Source organism: Candidatus Pantoea deserta, assembly GCF_003813865.1.
Taxonomy (GTDB): Bacteria; Pseudomonadota; Gammaproteobacteria; order Enterobacterales; family Enterobacteriaceae; genus Pantoea; species Pantoea deserta.
Window position 1 is genome coordinate 1 of record NZ_RMVG01000006.1, and the last position, 25231, is coordinate 25231.

The window sequence follows — 25231 nt, forward strand, 5'->3', positions numbered from 1 at the left end:
CATGTAATATAACGTTTTTTGTTTGCATAGTTTTTTTAGATAGCTTGACAATATAATTACTGGTTGCGTGATGGATTTTTATCCTGACATAGTGAAATCAATCAGTGGCGTTTAAATTATTTGAATTAATTAATCGCAACCATTAATTAAATAACTCGTCGCTGTTATGCCCGGTAAATATAAAAATCAGAGACGCTCAGTCTAATCACCTGCATCAGGAGTGCTACATGTCGTATTTAGCTCACCAGGATGACGTGCATTCTGCTGCCCTTGCGCCGGAAATAAAAATGCGCATCGCAGGTTTGACGAAAAAGTATGGTGCCACCACCGCGTTGCATCCGGTGGATCTTGAGGTGCGTAGCGGAGAATTGCTGACGCTGTTAGGGCCGTCGGGTTCTGGCAAAACTACGCTGCTGCAATTAATTTGTGGCCTGACAGCGCCAAACGGCGGCCAGCTGTTTATCGATGGGATAAATAAAACCCTGGCACCGACGCATCAACGTGATATTGGCGTGGTATTCCAGAATTACGCGCTGTTCCCGCAAATGACGGTGCAAGAAAACGTGGCTTTCCCGCTACAAATGCGCCGTACGTCACGCGCCGAGAGCGATAAGCGTATAAAGCACGCGCTGGAAATCGTTGGCCTGGCAAATTACGGCCACCGGTTTCCCGGTGAACTCTCCGGCGGTCAGCAACAGCGCGTCGCGCTGGCGCGCTGTCTGGTGTATCAACCATCGCTGATTCTGATGGATGAATCGCTCTCGGCGCTTGATCGCCAGTTGCGTGAAAACATGCAGGTTGAGATCAAGCGCATCCACCGTGAAACCGGCGCCACCATTATCTTTGTAACCCACGATCAGGAAGAGGCGCTGGCGCTGTCCGATCGCGTTTGTCTGATGAACGCGGGGCGTATTGAACAGATCGGCACGCCGCTCGAGATCTACGAACGCCCGCAAAGTGCGTTTGTCGCCAACTTTATCGGTATCTCCAACATAGTCAGCGGTCAGGTTACCGCCAGCGGCCAGCTTGCCAGCGCTGATGGGCTAATGCCGCTGCCTGACGGGTTTACCCCGGCACAAAACAACTCGTCCGCCACCATGGTGATTCGCCCGGAATATATCGAACTGGCCGATCACGGCGGCTATCTGCACGGTGATGTGGTGGAAACGATTTATGTCGGTTCCGAAACCCGCCTGCTGATCAAACTCGCCAGCGGCACGTTAATCACCGCACGCCAGAGCGCCGGTCAGAAATCCCGCCAGTTGGGTGAACGTGTCTTTCTGCGGTGGCAAACATCACACGCGCGCCTTCTCGCTGGCTAAACGGCGCGTCAGCAGCATGTCCTGCTTGATCCTGTCATTACTTTTCATTGCATATGGAGTCATGAGTCATGTTTAAGAAATCATCCAGTCGGCGAGATTTTATTAAAACCGTCGCCGTGACCGGTGCAGCGCTGTCTGCGCCTTCTTTATGGATCCCCCGCGCTTTTTCAGCAGATAACACCCTGATTGTCGCCGATAACGGGGGTGCGCTCGCTCCAGCGCTACGCGCAGCTTTCTACGATCCATTTGAAAAAGAGACCGGCATTCGCATCAACAATGTGGCGCATGAATCCGATCCCGTGACTCAGTTCAAAGTGGCGGTCGATGCCGGTTCGCACATCTGGGATCTTGCAATGGTCACGCCCGATAACGTGCAGCGTCTGACGCAGGACAAAAACTATATTGCGCCGCTTGATATGGCTGAAAACAAAGATGTCCTGCCGGGCATGATTACGCCCAACTGGTTTGGTTTCTCGGTATGGGGAACGGTCATGGCCTATCGCACCGACAAGTTTAAAAACGGCGCGCCAGCCGGCTGGGCTGATTACTGGGATACTGAAAAATTCCCCGGTCGCCGGGCGCTTTATCGCTCACCGAGCGGCACGCTGGAGATGGCGCTGCTGGCCGATGGCGTGGCGCCAAAAGATCTCTATCCGCTCGACATTGAACGCGCCATGAAGTCGATGGACAAGATCCGCAAATCGGTCAACGTCTGGTGGTCAAACGGGGCGCAGAACACCCAGCTGCTGCAAAGTGGAGAAGTGGATATGTCCGACACCTGGAACGCTCGCGCCATCGCGGCAATCAAGTCTGGGGCGCCGGTGAAAATCGACTGGCAGGGGACTTACAGCGTTGATGGCTGGTCGATTGTTGCCGGCACGCCGAAGCTCAAAGAGGCGCAACAGTTTGTCCGCTTCTGTATGCAACCGGAACGCCAGGCGGTGTATTCATCGATGACCAGCAATGGTCCAAGTAACGCCAGCGCCCTGAAGATGATGGATCAGAGCAAAGCCGAGTTGTTGACAACCTATCCGAAAAACCTCGCGGGGCTGCAACGCCGCGATGAAGCATGGTGGTCGAAAAATTACGACGCCGTTAACGAACGTTTTCAGGAGTGGCTCCTTGAGGGCTAATTCATTTCACGACTCAGGAATGTTGCTATGACCAACCGACAAATTCATCTGGGCCTGCTGGCCCAGCCGCAAGGCGATCATCCGGCTGGCTGGCTGAAAAGCCGCGCGCCACTGGATGCCGCTACCGATATCGATTATTACCGCTCGGTAGCGCAGCTGGCAGAACAGGGCTTATTTGACCTGTTTTTTATCGCCGACACGCCTGCGACCCGTACCGATAATCTGCATGTACACAGCCGCAATCCGGAATATAACAACCGTTTCGAGCCGATTACTCTGCTGTCGGCGATTGCCGGCGCGACACATCATATTGGTCTCGGCGCCACCGCCTCAACCAGCTTTTACGAGCCGTACAACATTGCTCGCCTGTTTGCCTCTCTCGATCATATCTCTCATGGCCGTGCGGGCTGGAACATTGTGACGTCGGCCAATGACTATGCGGCGCGCAACTATGGCCTTGATAAACTGCCGCCGCATGATGAGCGCTACGTTAAAGCGCATGAGTTCTACAAGCTGGTTGAAAGCCTGTGGGACACCTGGGAAGACGATGCCTTTGTTTACGACCGTGAATCAGTAACCTATTACGACCCCGCCAAATACCATGTTACCGAACATGAAGGGAAATACTTCAAGCTCTTCGGTGGATTGAACATCCGCCGCACGCCGCAAGGTCGTCCGGTCATCATTCAGGCCGGATCTTCGGAAACCGGCAAAAACTTCGCCGCCGAAACCGCAGAAGTGGTGTTTGCCTCCGATCCCACGCTGGCGGCCGGCAAGAAATTTTATGCCGATTTAAAAGGGCGACTGGCGCAGTTTGGCCGCTCGCCTGACGACCTGAAAATCCTCGCGGGATTATCGGTGATGGTTGGCGAGAGCGAAGCTGAAGCACAGGAAAAATATCAGGAGCTTCAGCGTCTGATCCATCCTGATGTTGGCATTATGCGCCTGAGTGCCGATCTGGAAACCGACCTTAGCAAGTTGCCGCTGGATGAGCCGGTGCCGGTATCGATGATCCCGGCGAAAGCCAACTTCCATCAGTCCTATTTCAATATGATTGCCGAGATGATCCGCGCGCAAAAACTGACGTTGCGTCAGCTGTATGCCGCCTATGAGCGCGGCAAAGTGACGCTGTGCGGCACGCCTGTCAGCATTGCGGACCATATGATGGAGTGGATGGAGAGCGATGCGGCAGATGGCTTTATGATGAGTTTCCATGTGGTGCCGGACGATCTTTCTGACTTCATCACCAAAGTGGTGCCTGAGCTACAGCGCCGTGGCGTTTATCGCAAGGCCTATAGCGGCAACACGCTTCGTGAGCATCTGGGATTAACGCGTCCGGCTAACCGCCACAGCCGTTAAGTTGGGGAGATGAAACCTGTGACCAGCCTGGTAGAAATCACCAAAAAAGAGCGCAGAACGCTGCAACTCCCGCGCCCCGGGCCTTTATGGCTGGCGCTGCCGGGGGCGTTGTTTCTGCTGCTGTTCCTGATCTGGCCATCGCTGCGCATCTTCAGCCTCAGTCTGTTTGATCGCAGCGGTCAGTTCTCGTTCGCCGCTTTTGCCCGGTTTTTTGGACCGGGCGTTTATAACCGCGTCCTGTTCAACACCTTCAATATTGCCTTCTGGACTACCGCGTGGTGTCTGCTGCTGGGCTATCCGCTGGCTTATTGGCTGTCGGGCCTGTCAAAGCGCAATCAGCAGATTTTGTCGCTGCTGGTGCTGCTGTCATTCTGGAGCAGTACGCTGGTGAAGAATTTCACCTGGCTGATTCTGCTGGGGCGGAATGGTTTCGTGGAAAATCTGATGCAGTCGCTTGGCTTCCCCGATATTCACTTTCTGTTTAATCGTGAAATCGTGATTTTTGCCATGGTGCATACGCTGCTGCCACTGGCGGTAGTAACGATGCTACCGGTGATGAACCAGCTCGATCGCCGCCTGATGCAGGCCGCTGCCACCCTGGGCGCGGATCGTATGCAGGCTTTCTGGCGCGTCTGGTTTACGCAATCGATGCGCGGTGTTGCCGCAGCAGGCTTACTGGTCTTTATCAGCAGTCTCGGCTTCTTTATCACTCCAACGTTTCTGGGCAGCCCGCGTGAAATGATGCTTGGCCAGATGATTATTATGCAAATCAACGAACTGCAGAACTGGCAGCTGGGCAGTGCGCTGGCGGTGGTGCTGGTCTGCGCGGCATTAATCAGTTGCGTAATCTACAACCTGATTTTTGGTCTGTCGTCGCTGGCAGGAGAGAGTCGGGCTGCACGCTCTTCGCACAGTCGTATGGTGCGTTACGTTGGTCTGGCGCTGGTAAAGAGCATCGCAACGCTGTCGTCAGTGATTGTCAGGCTCTATGACCGTACGCTGGGTAAGGTGCTGCGTGTCAGACTGCTCGGTGTTTACGCTTGCCTCGCCATTTTTGTGCTGCTGTTCCCGGTGCTGGCAGTGATCCCCATGTCCTTTACCCGTGGCAGTTTCCTGACATTTCCACCACAGGGGGTTAGCCTGAAGTGGTTTGAAGTGTGGTTTAACTCGCCCTTGTGGGTAGGCGCTACGCTACGTTCGTTCGGTATTGGCGTGGTGGTGGGAGGGATCACCTGCTTACTGGGTACGCTGGCAGCGCTAAGCGTGTCACGTTCACAAAGTCGGGCGCGTGGCTGGCTGTTCTTCCTGTTCCTGTTGCCCATGATGATCCCGTCAATCGTGATTGCTATCGCGCTGTTCTATTTTGCCGCGCAGCTCGGGCTGGTGGCGACCGATACCGGTATCGCCATTGGTCACGTGGTGATTGCGCTGCCGATGGTATTCGTCATTCTTCTCACCACCTTTCAGGGCCACGACTGGCGTCTTGATCATGCGGCCGCCACGCTTGGTGCCAGCAAATTTCAGGTGCTGTGGCGCGTCACGCTACCCTCAGTCAAAGGCGGGCTGGCTGCGGCTTTTGTCATCGGTTTTCTGACCTCGTTCGAAGAATTAACCGTGGCGCTGTTTATGGGCGGCGGCATGAAAACCACTATTCCGAAACAGATGTGGGACGACATTCTGTTACAGGTCAGTCCTACGTTAGCGGCCGCGTCCACTATGGTGCTGCTGGTGGTGGTGGTGCTCTTTGCCGTCATGCAATCGATAAAACCTCGTAACAAACGCGTATCCAGTTAACTAAGGTGAAGTTTGATGAGTGAAAAACAGATTCGTATTGATTTAGCCGCATCATTTCGCATATTTGCCCGCCTCGGCATGCACGAAGCGGTAGCCAACCATTTTAGCGCGGCGGTCTCTGCGGATGGTCGCCGTTTCCTGATGAACCGTAAATGGCAGCATTTCTCTACCGTACGAGCCAGTGACCTGATTCTGCTGGATGCCGACGATGCCAGCAGTATGGAGGGCGGTGCAGTGGACCCGACCGCGTGGGCGATTCATGGCCAGTTACATCGCCGTGCTCCGCATATCCGTGTAGCGATGCATCTGCATCCTGTCTGTATCACCACCATCTCCACGCTGGCCGATCCTGACATTGTGCCGATTGAGCAGAACACCGCACGCTATTTCAATCGGGTGGCAGTGGACAGCGACTTTAGCGGTATGGCGGATACTGAAGATGAAGGAGCACGTCTGGTCGCGATGCTGGGTGATAAATCGCGTCTGATGATGGGCAACCACGGTGTGCTGATCACTTCCGGCACCATTGGCGAAGCCTTCGATGATATGTACACGCTGGAACGCGCCTGTCAGATCCTGGTGCAGGCCTATGCTACACAGCAGCCGCTAAAAGTATTGTCGCCAGAGGTGGCGGAAAAAACCGCGCGTGACTGGGAAAATATCCGCGATTTCTCCCTGGCTCATTTTGAAGAGATGAAACGTATTCTGGATCGCGAGGAGCCTGATTATGCCGACTGATGTTATACCTCCGGAAGTGGAAGCGCTCAGCGCACAACAGCAATTTCGCAATGCGATGGCGCAACTGGCGGCGGCTGTGCATATCGTGACCACAGATGGCCCCGCCGGTAAAGCCGGTTTTGCCGCATCGGCGGTGTGCAGTGTGACTGATTCGCCGCCCACGCTGCTGGTGTGTCTGAACCGCGGATCCTCTGCCTGGGAGGCGACGGTGCAGAATGCGCTGCTGTGTATCAATACGCTGAGTGCCGGGCAGCAGGCCATTTCGGCGGTGTTTGGTGGTAAAACCGCGATGGCCGATCGTTTCAGCAAAATTGACTGGATCGAACGCGCAGGAAAAGCCCCTGCGCTGGCTGGCGCGGCGATGTCCATCGATTGTCATATTGTGAACACCACCACCGTGGGCAGTCACGATGTTTTGTTTTGTGAAGTGCAGGATATTCTCGATAATCAGACAGGAACCAGTCTGCTTTATTTTAACCGCCAGTATCACTCCCTGTAAGCTTAATTATTTGCTGATAAAACTCGCGCCGACATTAAGCGCGAGGAGATCTTTTTTCTTATTTAAAAGATAAAGGCGATTGCCTGTGCGCAACACCGCATTATTTGAGGATGAGACAATGTCAGAAACCATAACTGAAATCGACACGCTGGTTGTCGGCGCGGGGCAGGCGGGCATCGCCATGAGTGAACACCTGACGGCACTAAAAATCCCCCATCTGGTATTAGAAAAAAAACGTATTGCAGAAGCCTGGCGCAGCGGGCGCTGGGACTCACTGGTGGCAAATGGTCCAGCCTGGCACGATCGTTTTCCAAATAGGGTATTTGATGCACATCCTGACAGTTTTATTGGCAAAGAGGGCGTGGCGGATTATTTCGTTCGTTATGCGCAGCAATTCAATGCACCCATTCGCACTGGCGTCACGGTAAATAGAGTGACGCGCAATCGAGGGCGTGCCGGATTTACTGTGGAAACCAGCGACGGCGTTATTCAGACTCAGCGTGTGGTGGCCGCTTCCGGTCCTTTCCATCGGCCGATCATTCCAGCGATAGCACCCGCGCAGGAAAATATTCATCAGCTGCATTCCGCGCAGTATAAAAATCCTCAACAGCTACCGGAAGGGGGCGTGATGGTGGTAGGAGCAGGCTCGTCGGGCGTGCAGATTGCCGATGAATTACAACGCGCCGGGCGTCAGGTCTGGCTGTCAGTCGGGCCGCACGATCGCCCGCCGCGTGCCTACCGCGGACGTGATTATTGCTGGTGGCTGGGTGTGTTGGGTTTGTGGGATGCGGCGACCAAAGAAGCACATAAAGAGCACGTCACTATCGCGGTGAGTGGCGCCCGCGGCGGTGAAACTATCGATTTTCGTCGACTGGCGCATCAGGGCATTCGTCTAACCGGTGTGACGCGTCAGTTCGCTGACGGTAATGTGCAGTTCGCCGACGACCTGCAACAGAATGTGCGGCTCGGGGATGAAAATTATCTGTCAGTGCTGGACGCGGCAGATGCGTGGATTGCCGCTAACGGCGCAGATTTACCGCCTGAACCTGCCGCCCGTCAGTTTATGAGTGATCCGCCCTGTCTGACGCAGCCGGTACTGTCGCTCAATCTGGCAGACGAAGGCATTCGCACGATTATCTGGGCGACTGGCTATGCCACCGATTATCGCTGGCTGGACGTTGACTGCTTTGATGAGCAGCAACGCCCGGTACACCACCGCGGCGTGGCGCAGGCGGCGGGGATCTATTTTCTCGGCTTGCCGTGGCAGTCGCGTCGTGGTTCAACGTTTATCTGGGGCGTATGGCATGACGCGAAGTACATCGCTGATCAAATCGCCATTCAACGCAGCTATGCCGCCTATGGAAGTGTCGCTCAATGATCCTTAACTGGTATGAACTGCGGCGACAGGCAAAGCGGGCGCTGCCTGCCTTTGCTTTCAGCTACGTTGACGGTGGTGCGGATGATGAGAAAACCCTGGCGCACAATATGTCAGTGTTTGATCGCTGGCAGTTTGCTCCCCCGGTGCTTAAGGATGCCAGCCAGCGCGATCTGCGTTGCAGAGTAGGTCAGAGCCAACTCAAAGTACCGCTGCTGGTTGCGCCTACCGGTTATAACGGCATGTTGCGTTATCAGGCGGATGAGACGCTGGCGCGTACTGCTGCAAAACTCGGCCTGGGTCATATTCAGAGCACCGTTTCGACGGCTTCAATGGAACAACTGGCCGCCGTCTCTTCCGGGCCGCGCTGGTTTCAGCTGTATGTGCTGAAAGATCATGAAATTACGCTGAATTTACTGGCGCGTGCGCAACAGGCAGGGTGCGAAGCGCTGGTAGTGTCGGTAGATGCGGTGCATTTCGGCAACCGTGAACGCGACAGACGGCATTATCGTCGTCCGATGAAGCTCTCATTTAAGGCGATGGCAGACATTGCCTGTCATCCCGGCTGGGTGCGACGAGTCCTGATCCCGCATGGCATGCCAGGTTTTGGCAACCTGACGCCTTATCTGCCGCCTGAATACCAGAAAGGTATGGGCGCTGCCGCCTGGTTTGCCAGCCAGATGGATCAAACGCTGAACTGGCAAACCCTGGCATGGATACGCAAACAGTGGCCCGGCCCGCTGTATATCAAAGGCTTGATGACAGTGGAAGATGTGCAACTGGCGCAGCAACTTGGTGCAGAAGGCGTGGTGTTGTCGAATCACGGTGGCCGACAACTGGACGGCAGTATCAGCCCGATGCTGATGCTGGCGGCAGCGCGTCAGGCGGCGGGACGCGATTTCACCTTGCTGATTGATAGCGGCTTTCGCCGCGGTACTGATGTGGTCAAAGCGCTGGCGCTGGGGGCGAATGCAGTGTTGCTGGGACGCCCCCTGTTATATGCGGTGGCCAGTGGCGGAGAGCCGCAGGTTGAGCGAGCCATCTCCAGTATGGTAGCGGAAATCGACCGTACCATGGCGCAACTGGGTTGCTGTTCGATTAAGGATTTGCATCCGGGGCTGCTGAATCCTGCCTGAACCTGAGAGGAGTAAAGACTCGTTAAGGGAAAGGCGCGGACGATTTCCTGTACCTTCAGGAGATAATTCATGCGCTGATATCAGGATCGGGGCTGGGCTGTAGATCTCTGTTTCAGATATGGCAAAAGGCTGACAATTGTTGACAGGGAACGGCGCTATCCGTCTATTAAACAGCCAGTCCAGTGGCGTACCGACCGCATCCAGGGATCACTGCATGACAACTCAGCAAAACCTCCGCATCTCAAGAGTGACATCATTATGGAAGGCTCAGCGGCAAATGGTGCCTGGAGCATTGCGAGATAAGTTAAACCCGGAAGCGTTTAACCGGGAGCTGGGCGGGCATACGGATAAAAGAAGGCCTTTGCGCGAGACAGCAAGAGCAACAAGAGGCTTTGTGACAGGCAAGGCCTCTTACCTGATATTGCATGAGGTACGAATGTCTGGATGCGTTCTTAGGATGACAGATGACATCCTGATCAAAGACGGGAGACTTTTATAGCTTATCCGATCCGTTTCATTGGCCTCACGCCGCCGCTTCTTGTCCGTATCTTATTCTGCGAGGGGCATTCGTTCTGCAGTGCTTCTTTCTTTCTGCACCAATAAGTATCGCGGCTGCATTATTTCTGTGCATTTGCAGCCAGCAAGCTTCACACCCCTGTCTGTAAAACGCGGACATTTGCTAAATAAAAAATATTTCTTTTTAACTTTAAAATCATTTGCTTAAGAAAAAGTGCTCACTTTTTGATGCTAGTGGTTTTCGACTGGCATGTTTCATGCTTATTTCACTTCATTCAAGTAACTTGAACTGATTTCAAAATACTTTCACCGGGGTGGTAAACATGAAACGAAGTAAAAAAGCGCTTTCTCTTATCTGGGCAATGCAGTGCGTAATCGGCGGGTTTTCCGCGATGGCTCACAGCGCAGATGTACTGGATCGCATCAAAGAAGAAAAAACTATTACCATTGCGACTGAGGCGCGTTATGCCCCCTTTGAGTCGGTAGAAAACGGCAAAATCGTGGGTTATGACGTCGATCTGATGAATCACATTTTGGAGAAAAAGCTTCCTGGCGTAGCGGTTAAACAACTTGACCTGCCGTTTCAGGGCATCTTGCCCGGGCTGGATGCGAAGAAATTCGATTTTGTGGTTACGGCAGTTACTGTAAACAAACAGCGCGTTGCACACTTTGCGTTCACCGTGCCGATTGCAGAATCTACCGTTGCACTGCTTAAACGTGAAAATGACGGCACAATTACTACATTAAATGATCTGAGCGGCAAAATAGTCGGATCCCAGGCGGGTTCAGGCCAGTTGCAGGTACTTCAGGAGTTCAACGAAAAACTTAAAGCCAGCGGCAAGCCTGGCATTAAAGAGATCAAGCAGTACGTCTCTTTTGATGAGGCCTACGCTGATCTGGCAAACAAACGTCTGGATGGCGTCGCGCAATCGCTTTCCAACCTTGGCCCCCTAATCAAGTCACGCCCGGGCCTTTTCACTACCCTTAAACCCATGCTCGGACCTACCACCTATTTCGGCTGGGTCGGCCGTCAGGATACTGACAGCGCCTCTCTGGTGAAACTCCTCAGCGATGGCATCAGCGAAGCCAACAAAGATGGCACGATGAAAGCCCTTCAGCAGAAATGGTTTGGTTTCGTGATGGACGTGCCGGCGAACAAAATGCCCGCACCCGCGCTGTAAGAGGTGAGAATATGGGCGAATTCTTCTCGCTGCTGACCCATTGGCTGCCGATGCTAATTGATGGTGCGGTTACTACCGCCTCACTGTGCATTGTTGCCATCGTTGCCGGTTTTTTTGTCGGTGTGGTGATTTATCTGATGGAGAATGGCCGGTCATCAATCGCGTGCAGATTCGCCCGTGTGTATATCAGCCTGTTTCGCGGCACGCCGGTTATTGCACAGGTCTTGCTCTGTTATTACCTGCCGGGTGAACTGGGCCTGTCATTGCCGGGCTACCTGGCCGCTGTTATCGCACTCACGTTAAATACCGCAGCCTACCAGTCGCAGATTTTGCACAGCGGTTTTCGGGCCATTGCGCCGGGGCAACTGGAAGCTGCGTCAATCTGTGGACTGACGCCACGTCAGGCGCTGTGGCATATCCAGATCCCGCAGGTGCTGCGTTTGACATTACCGTCGTTAATTTCCGAATTGATCGACGTGATCAAGGCTTCTGCCGTGGTGTCAGTGATTGCCATTACAGATCTGATGCGAGTCGGGCAACAACTTGCCTCCTCAACCTATCGGCCGCTGGAAGTCTATATTGCTATCGCGCTGTCGTATCTGGTACTCACCAGCCTGCTTTCGCTGCTGGGCAGCTATGCTGAACGCCGCTGGCAGAAGGAGAGTCAATGAACGACTTCCTACTCTATATCCCCGATTTTAGTCATGCTCTCGTCGTTACGCTCGGTATCAGTCTGTGTGCTGCTTTGTCAGGCGCTCTCATCGGTTTCGCTGCACAGGCCATGAGCCGTATGAACGCGTTACTGTACGGATTGTGGCGCACTTATGTCTGGCTGGTACGTGGCACTCCCTATTTAGCGCAGCTGGCGGTGTTCTACTTTGGCCTGCCGGCAATCGGCATCACGCTTAGCGCCGTCGAAGCCACGGTGATGTCACTGGCGCTATACAGTACCGCTTACTTCGGCGAAATTTTCCGCGCCGCATGGAAGAGCATCAGTGTCGGGCAACTGGAAGCTGCGCAGGTACACGATATTTCTGCCTGGAAAAGCTTCTGGCATATCCAGACGCCGCAGGCGCTTCGTTTCAGCTTTCCATTACTGGGTAATCAGTTTATTTCCACGATTAAAGAAAGCGCGGTGGCTTCGGTGATTACCGTGCCTGAACTGACCATGACGACTGGGCAAATTGTCGCCAACACCTACACCTATATCGTGCCGTACACCCTGTTGATCCTCAGCTACTGGCTTCTGGCTCAGGGTGTCAGTATCGGCGTGCGTCTGTTGAGCCGCACCTCTGTAGAAGGATAAGAGCATGCATCCCCAACCTATTCTTGAACTACGCCATGTTGGTAAGTCATTTGCCGAAAATCGTGTGCTCGCAGAAATCAACCTCACGGTCAGTGCCGGTGAGATCGTAACGCTAATTGGCCCATCAGGCTCGGGTAAAACGACCGCGCTGCGCTGTATGAATTTTCTCGAAGCCTATGACGAAGGAGACGTTCTGATAAAAGGGCAGCTTCTGGGGTACAGCAGCAACAGCCGCAGCCTGAAAGATCGTGACAGCGCAGCGTTGATTGCCGAAGTGCGTCGTCCGCTGGCTATGGTGTTTCAGCAATTTAATCTGTGGCCACATATGACGGTATTAGAAAATGTCTGCGCACCGCTAATTCTTGGTAAGAAAACGCCACGTGATGTGGCGCGGAAGAAAGCGGCGCAAGCACTGGCGCAGGTGGGAATGGCGGAAAAAGCCAGTGTGCGGCCAGCTCGCCTTTCTGGAGGACAACAACAGCGCGTTGGTATTGCCCGAGCGCTGGCGCTGGAGCCTGAGCTTATGTTGCTGGACGAGCCCACTTCTGCACTAGACCCGGAGCGAGTGGAAGAGGTCCAGGACGTGGTGAAAGCCCTGGCCAGTGACGGAATGACCATGGTGATGGTGACTCATGAAATGTCATTCGCGGCCAAAATTTCCTCACGCGTGGTATTCATGGCGGGCGGTTCGATTATTGAAAGCGGTGCGCCAGATAAGCTGTTTCGTCAGCCCCAAACCGATCGACTGAAGAATTTCCTCGCGCCCTGGTTTAAGCGCCCGTTACAACTGGACGAACGGGAGATAAACGATGCCTGATATCACCCCGATGCAGGTCGTAGCGCAAGTCAGCCAGCAGCGTCTGTTGGACAGACTGGCGCAACTTGCCCGCTTTGGCGCGCTGGAAAATGGTGGCGTTGATCGCCAGGCACTGTCGACTGCGGAACTGGATGCACGCGCCTGGTTGATCGATTGGGCTGGCTCACTGGGCTGTGAAGTGATAACCGATGACAGTGCCAATCTTTTCATCCGTCGTGCCGGACAAGAGGCTTTGCCGCCTGTGGTCACCGGCAGCCATATTGATACCCAACCGTCTGGCGGAAATCTTGATGGTTGTTATGGTGTTATCGCGGGAATGGAGTGCCTGAGCGCATTGCATGAAGCGGGGATTGTGACGCGTCGTCCAATCGAGGTCGCAGTCTGGATGAATGAAGAGGGCAGTCGTTTCGCACCGGGCGCAATGGGATCCAGCGCTTATGTCGAACCCACGCGCTTGAACGATTATTTGGCCCATCAGGATGCAAGGGGAACCACGGTGGCGCAAGCGCTGCAACAGTGTCATGAGCGATTTCCCCATTTACCCCGCCGTGCCCGCGTTCCCTTTGCTGCCTTTATTGAGCTGCACATTGAGCAAGGACCGGTGCTGGAGCAGGCGGCGCTGCCGCTGGCTGTGGTCAGCGGTATTCAGGGCGTGCGTTGGTATCAGGTTACCTGTTACGGCGAATCGGCACACGCGGGCACGACGCCCATGGCTATGCGTCAGGATGCGATGACGCTCGCCCGTCGCACGGCTCATCAGGTCGAACTGGCGATGGCGCATCTGCCAGCAGAAGAATTACGTCTGACTTTTGGGCGTTGGGACATAACGCCAAACGCCATTAACACCACCGCCTCGCAGGTGAGTTTTACCATAGATTTTCGCCATGCTGACGCCTCAGTTCTCGCGGAATTTGACGCCGTCATGCAGCAATTTGCCGCCGTGAATGTTCAGGTTAAGAGCCTGTTTCATCATCAGTCAGTGGCCTTTGACGTCGGATTGATAGCACAGCAGCATGCCAGCGCAGAGGCGCTGGGAATAGCAGCAATGAAGCTGATGTCCGGCGCATTCCACGATGCGATGCATCTTGCCGGACACTGCCCGACCAGCATGTTTTTCGTCCCTAGCCATTGTGGTATTAGCCATAATCCGGCTGAGCACACTGACCCTCAATATCTGTATCTTGGCGCCAAAGCGTTAGCGCATTGCCTGACAGAACTGGCCAATCAATCTGAAGGAGTTAATCCATGAGCACATCAACCTATCCTGCATGCTGTGACAAAGACAACGGCTGTGCGCTGGGCAGCAACGCTACGTTATCTTCCGCGATTTCTGCGGACGGTACGCCGATTTCCGGGGAGCTATACACTGTGCCGGCACGCTGCGGCTGCGCCGTGCGTTTGAGAAAGGGACAAATTATTCGTATTATCAATACGCCCGGCAGTCAGGTTTGTGATACCTGGCTGTTCAACAGCGACGATCTCAGCGAGTTCTCCTCGATGGAACATACCCGAGCCTATATTGATAAGATCATCCCGAAGGAAGGCGATGCATTGGTTACCAACCAACGTCGTCCGATTGGTACGCTGCTGACTGACACTTCGCCAGGCATTCACGATACGCTGATCGCCGCTTGCGACCTGCATCGTTATACAAATTTAGGTGTGACTGAATATCACGACAGCTGTGCCGACAATATGCGTCTGGCGCTGAATGCTATCGGTTTGCGCGCCCGTGAAGTACCGCAGCCACTGAACCTGTGGATGAATATTCCGGTCAATGCCGACAATTCCATCTCCTGGCTGCCAACGGTGAGCAAAGCCGGCGACTACGTAGAGATTCGTGCCGAGCTGGATTGTATTGTGGTGATGTCGGCATGCCCGCAGGATATCGTGCCAATCAACAGCTGTGATCCACAGCCGGTGCATTTCTACGTAGCGGATTGATAAGCCAGCCTACTCGTACAGGTATTAACGTGCCCGGCCAGTGCCGGGCGTTTCAATAGAAAGTAACAGAAGCAGAGTATGAAAAAAAACGGCGAAGCCAGTGGAAAAGGGTTATCAGATTTAGGCATGCGACTACGGCATGCGCGCTTAGCGCAGGAAATCACCCTGAAACAACTGGCGCAAAAAGTCGGCTGTTCAGAGAGTTTGCTGTCGAAGCTGGAGAATGAGGTCGCTGCACCGTCTCTGGCAATGCTACACCGTTTGGCCACCGCACTTGAAACCAACATTTCTGACCTGATGGCTGAAAGTTGGGTGGCCGATTCACCCGTGATGAAGGCTGAGAGCCGCCGACGCAAACGCTTTGTACACCGTAACAGGAAAGGTGGCATTGAGTTGGAGAACTTAACACATCACCATAAAGGCGGCCTGTTACAGGGCAATATTCATGTTATTGAACCCGGTGTCGCCAGTGACGGACAGATTGAACATCATGGAGAAGAGATGGGTTATGTGCTTGAGGGAGAGGTTGCGCTTTACCTTGGCGATCAGGTTTACGAACTGAGTGTCGGGGACTCGTTCTATTTTCCCAGCAATGTGCCGCACGGTTACAGCAATACCGGCACAACGGTTGCCAAAGTGTTGTGGGTGAATACTCCTGTCACCTTTTGAGGGTGTATCAGGTACAGGCTGTTAGTCCAGTACTCTGGTCAGGCAGTACCTGAGCGAAGTTTTACATGATGACTAAATTGTCAGACAGCGAGAGGGCTAAACCGGTATATTGGCCATTAAAGCAATAAAGACTGGCGAGACGATCAGAGAAGAAGCAAGCTCTATGGCTGATTTTTTTAACTTGTTTAGCTCAAACAGCGAAATATAGAACTATATAGCATTCAAGAAGTTGATAGTACCTGCAGTAATGCTTGGTGCACATAATCATAATTATGTTAAATTATCTACGCTAAGATCAAAGCCTGGCGCTCGCAAGCAATTGCTTAATTTTCGCAACCCTGCTCAGTAAAATATCCTGCTTTGAACGTGCAAGCCGCGCCGGCTGACTTGCACGTTTTAATCACCCTAATTTGGCCAGTGAGTTCAGCAAACGCTGGCACGCCTGCGCCAGCAAATCGTCGGCCACCGCATAGGCAATACGCAAATACCCCGGCGTGCCAAAGGCGGAGCCGTGTAACACCGCCACCTGAGCATCCTGTAATAACCAGCTTGCCAGGGCTTTGTCATCCGCCAGCGTGTCTCCCTCGGGCGTGATACGTCCCAGTAATGCCTGACAATTGGCGAAAATGTAAAAGGCGCCTGCGGGTGCGCTGGCGTAAAGCGCGTTGCTGTCGGCAATCATCGCAAGAACATGTCGACGACGGCGATCCAGTATTTCAATCCAGTCATCAAGGAATTCAGCTGGCTGCTGTAAAGCGACGGCGGCAGCAGCCTGGGAAACAGAGCTGGGATTAGAGGTGCTTTGCGATTGCAGTATCTGCATGGCGCTGATTAGCCAGGCCGGCCCTGCAGCATAGCCAAGCCGCCAGCCGGTCATAGCATGACTCTTTGACACGCCATTTACCGTTAGCGTACGTCCGGCGAGCTCAGGCGCTGCTGCGGCAAAGGTGCTGAACGGCGTCTGGTCATAGCGCAGCGGCTCATAGATGTCATCCGCCATAATCAGCACCTGCGGATGATCGGAGAGCACCTCCGCCAGCGCGCGCAGCTCTTGCGCACTGTAGACCGCGCCGGTTGGATTGCCGGGCGAGTTCAGGATCACCCAGCGCGTAGCGGGTGTTAAGGCTGCCGCCAGCTCCTCCGGGCGCAGTTTCCAGCCGTGCTGCTCTTTACAGGCGACAATCACGGGTTCGCCTTCCGCCAGGCTCACCATATCTGGATAAGAGACCCAGTAAGGCGCAGGAATAATGACCTGCTGCCCGACATCCAGCGTCGCCATCAGCGCGTTAAAGATCAGCTGTTTAGCGCCGCTGCCTGCAATGATCTCTTCGGGCGAGAAGCGCAGCTGGTTATCACGGGCGAATTTGCCGGCAATCGCCGCTTTCAGTTCCTGCGTGCCCGATACTGCGGTGTATTTAGTCTGGTGCTGAATAATGGCGGCGATGCCGGCATAGCCGATCGCGTCTGGCGTAGCGAAATCCAGCTCGCCTTCGCCCAGATTGATGACAGATTGACCGGCTGCCTCCAGCGTTCTTACTTGATCGGAGATGGCTGCGGTGGGCGAAGGGCGAACCCGCTGCATGCGTCGGGCCAGTTGCTGACTATTCATAAATCCTCTTTTGTATCTCATGATTCAACTAATACAATTAATTACCCAACATCAGCAGGAAAATTGCCGTGTCAGCTACGTTTATTCTCGATGATGCACTTGTTCCCGCGCGGTTTGGTCTGCTGGCCAGCTTATGGGCGAACCAGCTTGGGCTGCCGTTATGGAGCCTGCGCCCGCGTTTTACGGGGGATTATCCCGACAGCTACCAGCATGTCGCGCAGGCCGGATATTGCGTCACCAGCGGCCTCTTTCGCAGCGATACGCTGCAACAGGAGGTCAGCGATATTGCCCGGCTGCCTGCCCGGGATGCGGTTATCGTGCTCTCGCTGGCCGACGCTGAACGGATTAAACATCTGCCGGGCCGACGACTTTACAGCTATGCCAACAGCCATCCTTTACGTCTGCAGGAGGGTGAACTGACGCTGCTCGAGCATACTGTCGCTTACCCGCGTCCGGATCACAGCGCGCTGCGCATTGGACTGATTGCGCGTGAGCGAGATCAGCGCGACGCTTACTCCGCTAATCTTGAAGCACTGCATGCGGCGGCGGCGCAGCTGGCGGTCAGCGTTGATATTCGTTTTCTCTCCCCTGCCGCGCTTTCCGGCGATTTACATGAGCTGGACGATCTGCACGGCATCGTGTTGCCAGGCGGCGCGTCGATGGCCTCTGTAACAGCGCAAATCGCCGTCGCCCGCGCCAGCTGGCAGCGCAACATCCCGACGCTGGGACTGTGCCTCGGGATGCAGAGCATGTGCACTGCCGCGGTACAGTGTCACCCCGGTTGCGAAGAGGCGATGCTGGCCGAAGTCGCGCCCGACGCCCCGCTTCACAGCTTCGTCCCGTTTGACGATCGCCGTCATCGCTGTGGCCTGCTGCCTTTTCCAGCTGCCGCGCCGTTTGACCAGATGCTTTATAACCATCGCTACCGTTTCAACCCCCGTCTGCTGCCGCATCTGCTGGCGAGCGGAGTGCGCATCAGCGCTAAAACGGACGATATCATTGAGGGCATTTATCTGGCCGATCACCCTTTCTGGCTGGGGGTACAGGGACATCCGGAACTGCAGTCGCGTCCGGATGCCCCGCATCCCCTGTTTACCGCATTTTTACAGGCATTGACTAAGCCAGCGTAACGCCGCTACGCTTATCGCTGGCCAGTGTTTTCATTACGCCAGTCAGCGCGGTCAACGCCTCTTCGGAGATCGGTTTCAGCGGCGCGCGCACGGTGCCGCCATTGAAACCGCGCAGCGCCATTGCCGCTTTTACCAGCTGGGGCTGACCGTGCTGGCGAGCCAGCATGCGGTAATCGAACCAGAGCTGATGCAGGTCGCGCGCAGTGGCGGCGTCGCCCTGCTCCAGCGCGCGATAGGTCGCCAGGATCAGCTCCGGCAGCGCGCCGCTGTTAGTGGTGCTGATGCCGTCGAAACCGGCCATCATCGGTCCGAGAAACGCCAGATCCGAGGCGCAGAAAAGACGCAGCTTGCCGCGCAGACGATTGGCGATCTGATCGATGGCGGCAGGGTTGAGATCGCCTTGTTTAATGCCGACCACGCCAGGGATCGCCGCCAGCTGCTCCAGCAGCGCTGGCGACAGGGTGATGCCGATGCCCGGCGCGTTATAAACCAGAATGCCGGTTGTCGACAGCGGCGCCATCTCCTGGAAGTAGGCGAGGATTTGCGCCTCGGTGATTTCACTGACGAAGGGCGCAGTCACCATCGGCAGCCCGCCAAGATCGCCCGCCAGCTGCGTCAGCTCGCGCGCTTCACGCGGGTCTGCGCTGGCGCTGCACAACATGACCGCCACCCGATCCTGTACGCACGCCATTACTGCGTTGAACAGCTCGCGACGCTCGGCCAGCGACATTACTGGAAACTCGCCGTAGGTGCCGCCAATCAACAGGCCATCGTAGCCAAGAGCAATCACGCGTTCGATGTTTTCACGCAGCGCCGGGAAATCGATCACGCCCGCAGGGGTAAAAGGCGTGACGGTGATGTTGAAAATCCCGCGCAGGCGTTCGCGGCATTCGTTGATATCTTTCATCTGTTTTCCTTATAAAAGTGTTAACGGGCGAGCCAGAGAGCCGAGCTGGCGATAGCCGGTTTCGGTCACGACAATGGTCTCGCTGACGCCGACGGTGAATTCGCCGTAGATACGCAGCGCCGGAGGAATATGAAAGGCCATGCCCGGCTGCAGTTCGGTGGTCACGCCACTGTAGAGGCTAAGAATGCCGCCTTCGCCCCAGTCAGGCGCGAAAGAGACGCCGATGGAGTAGCCGGTGCGTTTTTTGAAGTTGTCGGTGAAGCCGGCGCGGTCAATAACCTTCTGGCAGGCGATATGCGGGTCAGCGCAGGTTGCGCCGGGACGAATCGCATCCAGCGCCGCCTGCAACGCTTCCTGGCACACTTTCTCCATCTCCAGTGCGATCGCTGGCGGACGACCAATCCACGCCGAGCGCATCAGCGCCGCGTGATAGCGATCGTGCGCGGCGGCCATTTCGAGAAATACCGGATCGTTATCCTGCATCACGCGTCGACGCCAGGTGCCGTGCGGCACGCCGCTGCGTGGTCCGCTGGAGACCAGCGGCTCCATACCGACATATTCCGAACCGGCGGCGATCGCCGCGCCCATCATGGCGGAGACCAGCGCGTTCTCGTCAGCGCCGGCGCGGATCGCCGCCATACCCGCCTGCATGCCGGCATCCACATAGCGCGCAGCGGTCGCGATCTTCTCGACTTCCGCACTCGATTTCACCGCGCGCAGCGGCTCAATCACGCCAGCGGTATCGGCAATCTCGCCGAGTCGGCTCTGCAGCGCTTCGTACACGGCAATCGGCAGGAACCAGCCGCGCTTGTCCAGCCCGATACGCTTATTCAGCCAGCCGCGCTGTTGCAACATGCCGACAAGAAAATCCACCGGATTGTCGCCATCCTGGTAAATGGCGGCGTCAGAGATAAAGGTGTTGGCGATAAAGTTGAAGTATTCGAGCTGGCGTATCACAAACACCGGATCCCCTTCTACCGGCAACAGCAGCGCCTGAAAGGTGTAATAGCCGGGGGTTTGCTGGCCGGTTAACCAGAAGATATTTTCTGGTCCGGTGACAATCATCACATCGACCCCGGCTGCGTTTAAGCGTTCGCGCGTCCGGTGGATGCGCCGGGCATACTCTTCCGCGCTAAACGCGGATTCGCTGCCCTGAATGACGTTATTGAGCTGTTGCATAACTAAACTCCTGGAGGAAAGTGGCGCGCGCGGCATCGAAATGCACACCCAGGCCGTAAGAATCCGCGACGCGTATTTCTCCGTCTGCGTAGGTCAGGCCCGTAACCGGGTCGTCGATCAGGCCATCTGCGCCGTACAGTTCGGCAAACTGCGGCTGCACGACGCGGCATAGCTGCAGCGCTGCTGCTGTTGCGGCGTGGCCTTCGTTCATCTGGCCAATCATGAAAGGAATGTTCGCCGCCCGCAGACGCCTGGCCGCCGCCAGCGTCGGCGCGACGCCGCCGAGTTTGACCAGCTTGAGGTGGCCCCAGAGCGCGCCGTTAGCGTCAATCAGACGATCGATGGCCGCCGGGCTGTTCAGGCTCTCATCGAGCATGATCGGAACGCCGAATTCGCTGAGCTGCGGCAGCAGGCGATCGTCCTTTGCCGCCAGCGGTTGCTCGACATAACTCAGGTCGAGCTGACGCAGCGCCGGAAAAACCGCGTGCGCCTGTTGCAGCGACCACTGGCCGTTGACGTCGATAGCCAGCGAAATGTCCGCGCCAAAGGTGTCGCGCAGCTTGCGCAAACGCGACAGATCGGTGGCGATATCCGCTACGCCGGTGCGCAGCTTCAGCCGGGTAAAGCCGCGCGCGACATAGCGCTTCGCCTGCGCCAGCATCTGCTGTTCGCTGGCCCAGAACAGCGTCTGGTTGGTGTGGTAGCCCGGCGCTGTCGCGCCTGCGCCCAGCCACTGCGGCAAGGAGAGACCGGCGCGGCGCGCCAGCAGATCGTGCAGCGCCATATCGATAAGCATGCGCGTCGGCGCCAGCAGCGTGGCGTCCGGCGCCTGTATCGCCGTCAGCATCGCCTGCGGCGACAGCGTCCAGTCCCGGTGCGCCAGCGCTTGCGTGACGTTTCGCAGCACCTGTTCAGCGCTGTAGCCGTGCAGATAGTGAATATTCAGCCGCACCTCGCCTGTGCCCTGGCAGTCGCCGTCATCCAGCCGCAGCCAGAGCGTATCCAGCGCCCCGATCGCGCCAGAGGCTGCGGTGTGCAAGGTGACGCCTTCATAGTGCAGTTCGCCGCGGAACAGCGTCGCTTTCACGTTGCGTTCTCCTGCGGCAGCATCGCCAGCGCGATATCCAGATAGATGGCGGCGGCGGCAATAAACTCGTCTACCGGTACAAACTCATCCGGCTTGTGCGCCACGGCCAGGCTGCCCGGGCCGATCACGACCCCTTTCGCGCCGAGGGCGCGGAAGTGCACCAAATCGCAGCCGCCCTGAAAACCGAATGGTCCCGGCTCGGCCTGACCGTGACGGCGGCAGGCCGCCAGGCTGTGCCGCACAATCGCTTCGCTGCTGTCGGTTTCGGTTGCGCCGCCCGTCGTGGGTTGCCATGCGACGATCTCGGCGTCGACGCCCGAGGCGTCCCTGGCGTGATCGAGCAGTTGCTGCAATTCGGCTTTGACCGCGCTTTCGTCTTCGCCTGGCACCATGCGGCGATCGAGCAACAGCTCGCAGCTGTCCGGCACGACGTTATCGGCATGGCCGCCGTGGATACGCGTCACCGTCAGGCTGGCGTTGCCTACCAGCGCGTGGCAGCGGCAGCGTACCTGCTCATGATGCGACGCCTCAATTAGCCCCAGCAGCTTCGCTGACTGGTAAATGGCGTTGACCCCCAGCTCCGGCGTGCCGGAGTGTGCGGTGACGCCTTTTACTCTGACGCGCGGGCGAAGGCTGCCTTTGTGCGCGGAAAAGGTGGCGTTGGAGGTCGGTTCGCCGATGACCGCGAAATCGATAGCGGGCGGCGCGTCGCTGACATAAAACTTCGCGCCTTCGCTCGCCACTTCTTCGTCAGCCGTGAACACGCCCATCAGCGTGCCTGACCAGCGCTGCGGTTGCTGCGCCAGCAGGCGCAGCGCCTCCACCATCGCTATCAGCGGCCCTTTCGCATCGCAGGCGCCGCGGCCATAGAGCCGCCCTTCGCGTTCGGTCAGGATAAAGGGATCGCTGCTCCAGCCGTCGCCCGCCGGTACGGTATCGAGATGGGTGTTAAAGGCGAAACAGGGTCCGGCGCCGTTTTGCAGCACGGCAATAACGTTAGTGCGTCCCGGCGCATATTCGCTGAATGAGAGATCGAAACCGGCCGCGCGCAGCCAGCCAGCTACGCATTCAGCGGCCTGACGTTCCTGGCCTGGCGGATTTTCCGTGTTGATAGCGACCAGCGTCGCGAGATCGCGCTTCATGCGCCCGCTGTCTGTCTGACAGATTGTCATAGTGACTCCGCAATTAATGAAGGATCTGGTCGAGGAAGCTCCGGGCGCGTTCGCTGACCTTACCGTTAAAGAAATTCTGGGCGCTGGCTCGCTCCAGGATCTCGCCCTCTTCCATAAACAAAATCTGGCTGGCCGCGCGGCGCGCAAAACCCATTTCGTGCGTCACCACCATGCTGGTCATGCCTTCGGCGCTCAGCTCCGCCATCACGTCCAGCACTTCGCGGATCATCTCCGGATCGAGCGCCGAGGTGGGTTCGTCATACAGCATCAGTTCAGGTTTCATCGCCAGCGCGCGCGCTATCGCCACGCGCTGCTGTTGCCCGCCGGAGAGCTCGTCAGGGAAATGGTCGGCGCGATCGTGGATGCGGACTTTCGCCAGCAATGTTTCCGCCTGCTTACGCGCCTCGATGCGGTTAAGGCCCAGTACCGTCATGGGCGCCAGCATGATATTTTCGGCCGCCGTCAGATGAGAAAAGAGCTCGTAGTTCTGGAACACCATGCCGATGCGCTGGCGCAACTGATGAGGCGGCACATCGCCGCGGCTGATGTTCTGACGCGTGAAAAAGATATCGCCGCTGTCGGCGGGCGACAGCAAATTCACGCAGCGCAGCAAGGTCGATTTGCCCGAGCCTGACGGCCCAATCAGCACCACAGTTTCACCGCGCCCGACGCTGAGGGAACAGTTCTTCAGCACCGCCTGGCGGCCGAAACTCTTGTCGATGCCAATCATCTCCAGCAGCGGTTTATTGCTCTCGCTCATAACAGATCTCCTGCGGCTTTCGCGGGCTTCGCCGGTTTGTTCTGGCGCGCCTGGGCTTTCTGAAGCTTGCTGCGACGCTGTTTAGGGTCCAGCGCGCGCTCCAGCCAGGACTGGAACAGCATGAACAGGCTGGTCAGCAGCAGGTAATAGATGCCTGCTGCGCACAGCGCTTCGAAATAGCGGAAGCTGGCGCTGGCGGCCTGGTTAGCCACCAGCAGCAGCTCCTGCACGGCGATGACGGAGACAAGGGCACTGGACTTCAGCATGCTGATCATCTGGTTGCCCATTGGCGGCAACACGATGCGCGCCGCCTGCGGCAGCACAACCTTGCGCATGATTTGCGCGTTGGTCATGCCCAGCGCCATGCCGGCCGTGCGCTGTCCGCTTTTAACCGCCTGTAAGCCCGAGCGCAAAATTTCAGCCATGTAAGCGCCTTCATTAAGCGAGAGCGCCAGCACGGCACAGGTAAACGCGGAGAAGCGCAGACCGAAACCGGGTAATACGTTGTAGACGAAAATGATCTGAAACAGCACCGGCGTGCCGCGAAACAGCCACAGATAAAAGAACGCCACGCCTTTACCGGCACGGAATGGCGCTTCCTGCATCAGCGCCAGCACCAGTCCCAGCGCCACGCCGCACAGCAGCGAGCACAGAGTGATGAGCAGCGTCATCCACGCGCCTTGCAGAAATTCAGGGGAGATGAAGTACTGCCACATTAAGTCGATCGACATAGCTTTCTCCGGTCAGCGGATTAGAAAAGGGCAACGGAGTCCGGGAAGTTCCATTTCTCAATCAGTTGCTTGTAAGTGCCGTCTTTCACCAGGCTTTGCAGACCTTTTTCCAGCTGCGCTTTGGTTTCGCTGTCGCCTTTACGCACCGCGAAAGCGATATGAGTATCGGCTTCGAATTCTTCGCCAGCCGCCTCAAACAGGCCGGGCTTTTCGCTGAACAGCGCCACGGTGCCTGGCGTAGAAAGGAACTCGGCGTCGGCCCGGCCCTGCGCCACCGCCACAGCGGAGTCGGTCGCCGCCGGGAAGGTCATGACGTTAATGGCGGGCTTTTTCGCCGCCAGACAGCGCTGGTTATCAACGCGCGCCTGGCTCTCCTCGATTCCGCCCAGCGTGACCGCAACGTTTTTGCCGCACAGCGACAGATCGCGGCCGGTGATGCCCTCGGGATTGCCTTTGCGCACCACGACGCGGCTGCCAATTTTCAGATAGGGCACAAAATCCACCTGGGCCGCGCGCGTCGGATTGACGTACATCGCCGAATTGATGATGTCGAGGCGTTTACCCTGCAGCGCCGGGATCAGCCCTTTGAACTCCATCGGCATCGGGGCGGGTTGAAGATTGATCGCTTTGCTCAGCGCGGTGATCAGGTCGATATCGAAACCGGTCAGCTTGCCCCCTTTCACAAACTCAAACGGCATAAAGGTGGCTGCGGTGCCGTAAGTCAGCTTGCCCGCGGCGATGCTTTCCATCGCCGCATGGCTGGCGACTGGCATGACGCTGAGGGCTGAAATAACGCCCCATACGCGCAAGGTCCAGAATGAAGTTCGGGTCATGTGTCTCTCCTGGTTAATGTTAAATTGAGTTTTG

Annotated in this window: 23 protein-coding genes and 1 pseudogene; 16 read left to right on the plus strand and 8 right to left on the minus strand. The window is 56.4% G+C overall.

The genetic code is table 11. The annotated features are described in order from the left end of the window. Positions 1–227: 227 nt before the first annotated feature. The 15 genes and pseudogenes from BBB56_RS09835 (at position 228) to BBB56_RS09905 (ending at position 15789) form a co-directional block, all read left to right on the plus strand. Positions 228–1322 (plus strand): ABC transporter ATP-binding protein, encoded by a 1095-nt coding sequence (locus tag BBB56_RS09835; protein WP_123800782.1) that lies wholly within the window; start codon positions 228–230, stop codon positions 1320–1322. A 68-nt stretch (positions 1323–1390) separates the two neighbouring features. Then, positions 1391–2455 (plus strand): extracellular solute-binding protein, encoded by a 1065-nt coding sequence (locus tag BBB56_RS09840; RefSeq protein ID WP_123800783.1) that lies wholly within the window; start codon positions 1391–1393, stop codon positions 2453–2455. 27 nt (positions 2456–2482) lie between these two features. Beyond that, positions 2483–3814, plus strand: coding sequence for an LLM class flavin-dependent oxidoreductase (locus tag BBB56_RS09845; RefSeq protein WP_123800784.1), 1332 nt, complete (start codon positions 2483–2485; stop codon positions 3812–3814). Between the two features lie 9 nt (positions 3815–3823). Next, positions 3824–5608: an ABC transporter permease subunit gene (locus BBB56_RS09850; protein WP_233593013.1), complete on the plus strand. Its 1785-nt coding sequence runs from the start codon at positions 3824–3826 to the stop codon at positions 5606–5608. Positions 5609–5623: 15 nt separating this feature from the next. Beyond that, positions 5624–6346 (plus strand): class II aldolase and adducin N-terminal domain-containing protein, encoded by a 723-nt coding sequence (locus BBB56_RS09855; protein ID WP_123800786.1) that lies wholly within the window; start codon positions 5624–5626, stop codon positions 6344–6346. After that, positions 6336–6845 (plus strand): flavin reductase, encoded by a 510-nt coding sequence (locus BBB56_RS09860; protein ID WP_123800787.1) that lies wholly within the window; start codon positions 6336–6338, stop codon positions 6843–6845. The genes BBB56_RS09855 and BBB56_RS09860 overlap by 11 nt, the downstream gene beginning before the upstream one ends. A 118-nt stretch (positions 6846–6963) precedes the next feature. After that, the gene (locus BBB56_RS09865) at positions 6964–8223 is read left to right on the plus strand and encodes a flavin-containing monooxygenase (protein ID WP_123800788.1); all 1260 of its coding nucleotides are present in this window, start codon (positions 6964–6966) and stop codon (positions 8221–8223) included. Then, positions 8220–9356, plus strand: a complete 1137-nt coding sequence (locus BBB56_RS09870) for an alpha-hydroxy acid oxidase (protein WP_123800789.1) — start codon at positions 8220–8222, stop codon at positions 9354–9356. Before BBB56_RS09865 ends, BBB56_RS09870 begins: the two co-directional genes overlap by 4 nt. 839 nt (positions 9357–10195) lie before the next feature. Continuing rightward, a complete protein-coding gene (locus tag BBB56_RS09875) occupies positions 10196–11053 on the plus strand; it encodes a transporter substrate-binding domain-containing protein (RefSeq protein ID WP_123800790.1) in 858 nt (285 codons plus the stop codon). An 11-nt stretch (positions 11054–11064) separates the two neighbouring features. After that, positions 11065–11724 (plus strand): amino acid ABC transporter permease, encoded by a 660-nt coding sequence (locus BBB56_RS09880; RefSeq protein WP_123800791.1) that lies wholly within the window; start codon positions 11065–11067, stop codon positions 11722–11724. Next, entirely contained in the window at positions 11721–12359 is a 639-nt protein-coding gene (locus BBB56_RS09885; RefSeq protein WP_123800792.1) for an amino acid ABC transporter permease, read from the plus strand. The genes BBB56_RS09880 and BBB56_RS09885 overlap by 4 nt, the downstream gene beginning before the upstream one ends. Before the next feature lie 4 nt (positions 12360–12363). After that, on the plus strand, positions 12364–13176 hold the full coding sequence (locus tag BBB56_RS09890; protein ID WP_123800793.1) for an amino acid ABC transporter ATP-binding protein: 813 nt from the start codon (positions 12364–12366) through the stop codon (positions 13174–13176). Continuing rightward, a pseudogene (locus BBB56_RS09895) lies at positions 13169–14453 on the plus strand (M20 family metallo-hydrolase). The gene BBB56_RS09890 and the pseudogene BBB56_RS09895 overlap by 8 nt, the downstream one beginning before the upstream one ends. Then, on the plus strand, positions 14422–15120 hold the full coding sequence (locus tag BBB56_RS09900; RefSeq protein WP_199756226.1) for a DUF1989 domain-containing protein: 699 nt from the start codon (positions 14422–14424) through the stop codon (positions 15118–15120). The pseudogene BBB56_RS09895 and the gene BBB56_RS09900 overlap by 32 nt, the downstream one beginning before the upstream one ends. Before the next feature lie 78 nt (positions 15121–15198). Further along, a complete protein-coding gene (locus tag BBB56_RS09905) occupies positions 15199–15789 on the plus strand; it encodes a cupin domain-containing protein (protein WP_123800794.1) in 591 nt (196 codons plus the stop codon). A 400-nt stretch (positions 15790–16189) separates the two neighbouring features. Here BBB56_RS09905 and BBB56_RS09910 read toward each other — a convergent pair whose 3' ends face one another. Then, the gene (locus BBB56_RS09910) at positions 16190–17398 is read right to left on the minus strand and encodes a pyridoxal phosphate-dependent aminotransferase (RefSeq protein WP_123800795.1); all 1209 of its coding nucleotides are present in this window, start codon (positions 17396–17398) and stop codon (positions 16190–16192) included. A 68-nt stretch (positions 17399–17466) separates the two neighbouring features. Here BBB56_RS09910 and BBB56_RS09915 point away from each other — a divergent pair, with 68 nt between their 5' ends. Then, positions 17467–18528, plus strand: a complete 1062-nt coding sequence (locus BBB56_RS09915; RefSeq protein WP_123800796.1) for a glutamine amidotransferase-related protein — start codon at positions 17467–17469, stop codon at positions 18526–18528. On the opposite strand, the gene BBB56_RS09920 is transcribed toward BBB56_RS09915, so the two are convergent. The 7 genes from BBB56_RS09920 to BBB56_RS09950 are packed head-to-tail and all read right to left on the minus strand — an operon-like array spanning position 18515 to position 25137. Further along, positions 18515–19435, minus strand: a complete 921-nt coding sequence (locus BBB56_RS09920) for a dihydrodipicolinate synthase family protein (protein ID WP_123800797.1) — start codon at positions 19433–19435, stop codon at positions 18515–18517. The two genes, BBB56_RS09915 and BBB56_RS09920, sit on opposite strands and share 14 nt — an antisense overlap. Before the next feature lie 9 nt (positions 19436–19444). After that, positions 19445–20614, minus strand: a complete 1170-nt coding sequence (locus BBB56_RS09925; RefSeq protein ID WP_123800798.1) for a M24 family metallopeptidase — start codon at positions 20612–20614, stop codon at positions 19445–19447. Beyond that, positions 20598–21701 carry a mandelate racemase/muconate lactonizing enzyme family protein gene (locus BBB56_RS09930; protein ID WP_123800799.1) on the minus strand — a complete coding sequence of 368 codons (1104 nt, stop codon included), beginning with the start codon at positions 21699–21701 and terminating at the stop codon, positions 20598–20600. The genes BBB56_RS09925 and BBB56_RS09930 overlap by 17 nt, the downstream gene beginning before the upstream one ends. After that, complete coding sequence (locus tag BBB56_RS09935; protein ID WP_123800800.1) at positions 21698–22873, minus strand: M20 family metallopeptidase; 1176 nt, start codon at positions 22871–22873, stop codon at positions 21698–21700. The genes BBB56_RS09930 and BBB56_RS09935 overlap by 4 nt, the downstream gene beginning before the upstream one ends. A gap of 13 nt (positions 22874–22886) precedes the next feature. Then, positions 22887–23633, minus strand: coding sequence for an amino acid ABC transporter ATP-binding protein (locus BBB56_RS09940; protein WP_123800801.1), 747 nt, complete (start codon positions 23631–23633; stop codon positions 22887–22889). Continuing rightward, complete coding sequence (locus BBB56_RS09945) at positions 23630–24364, minus strand: amino acid ABC transporter permease (RefSeq protein WP_123800802.1); 735 nt, start codon at positions 24362–24364, stop codon at positions 23630–23632. Before BBB56_RS09945 ends, BBB56_RS09940 begins: the two co-directional genes overlap by 4 nt. Positions 24365–24384: 20 nt before the next feature. Continuing rightward, positions 24385–25137, minus strand: a complete 753-nt coding sequence (locus BBB56_RS09950; protein ID WP_370661856.1) for an ABC transporter substrate-binding protein — start codon at positions 25135–25137, stop codon at positions 24385–24387. Between the last annotated feature and the right edge of the window lie 94 nt (positions 25138–25231).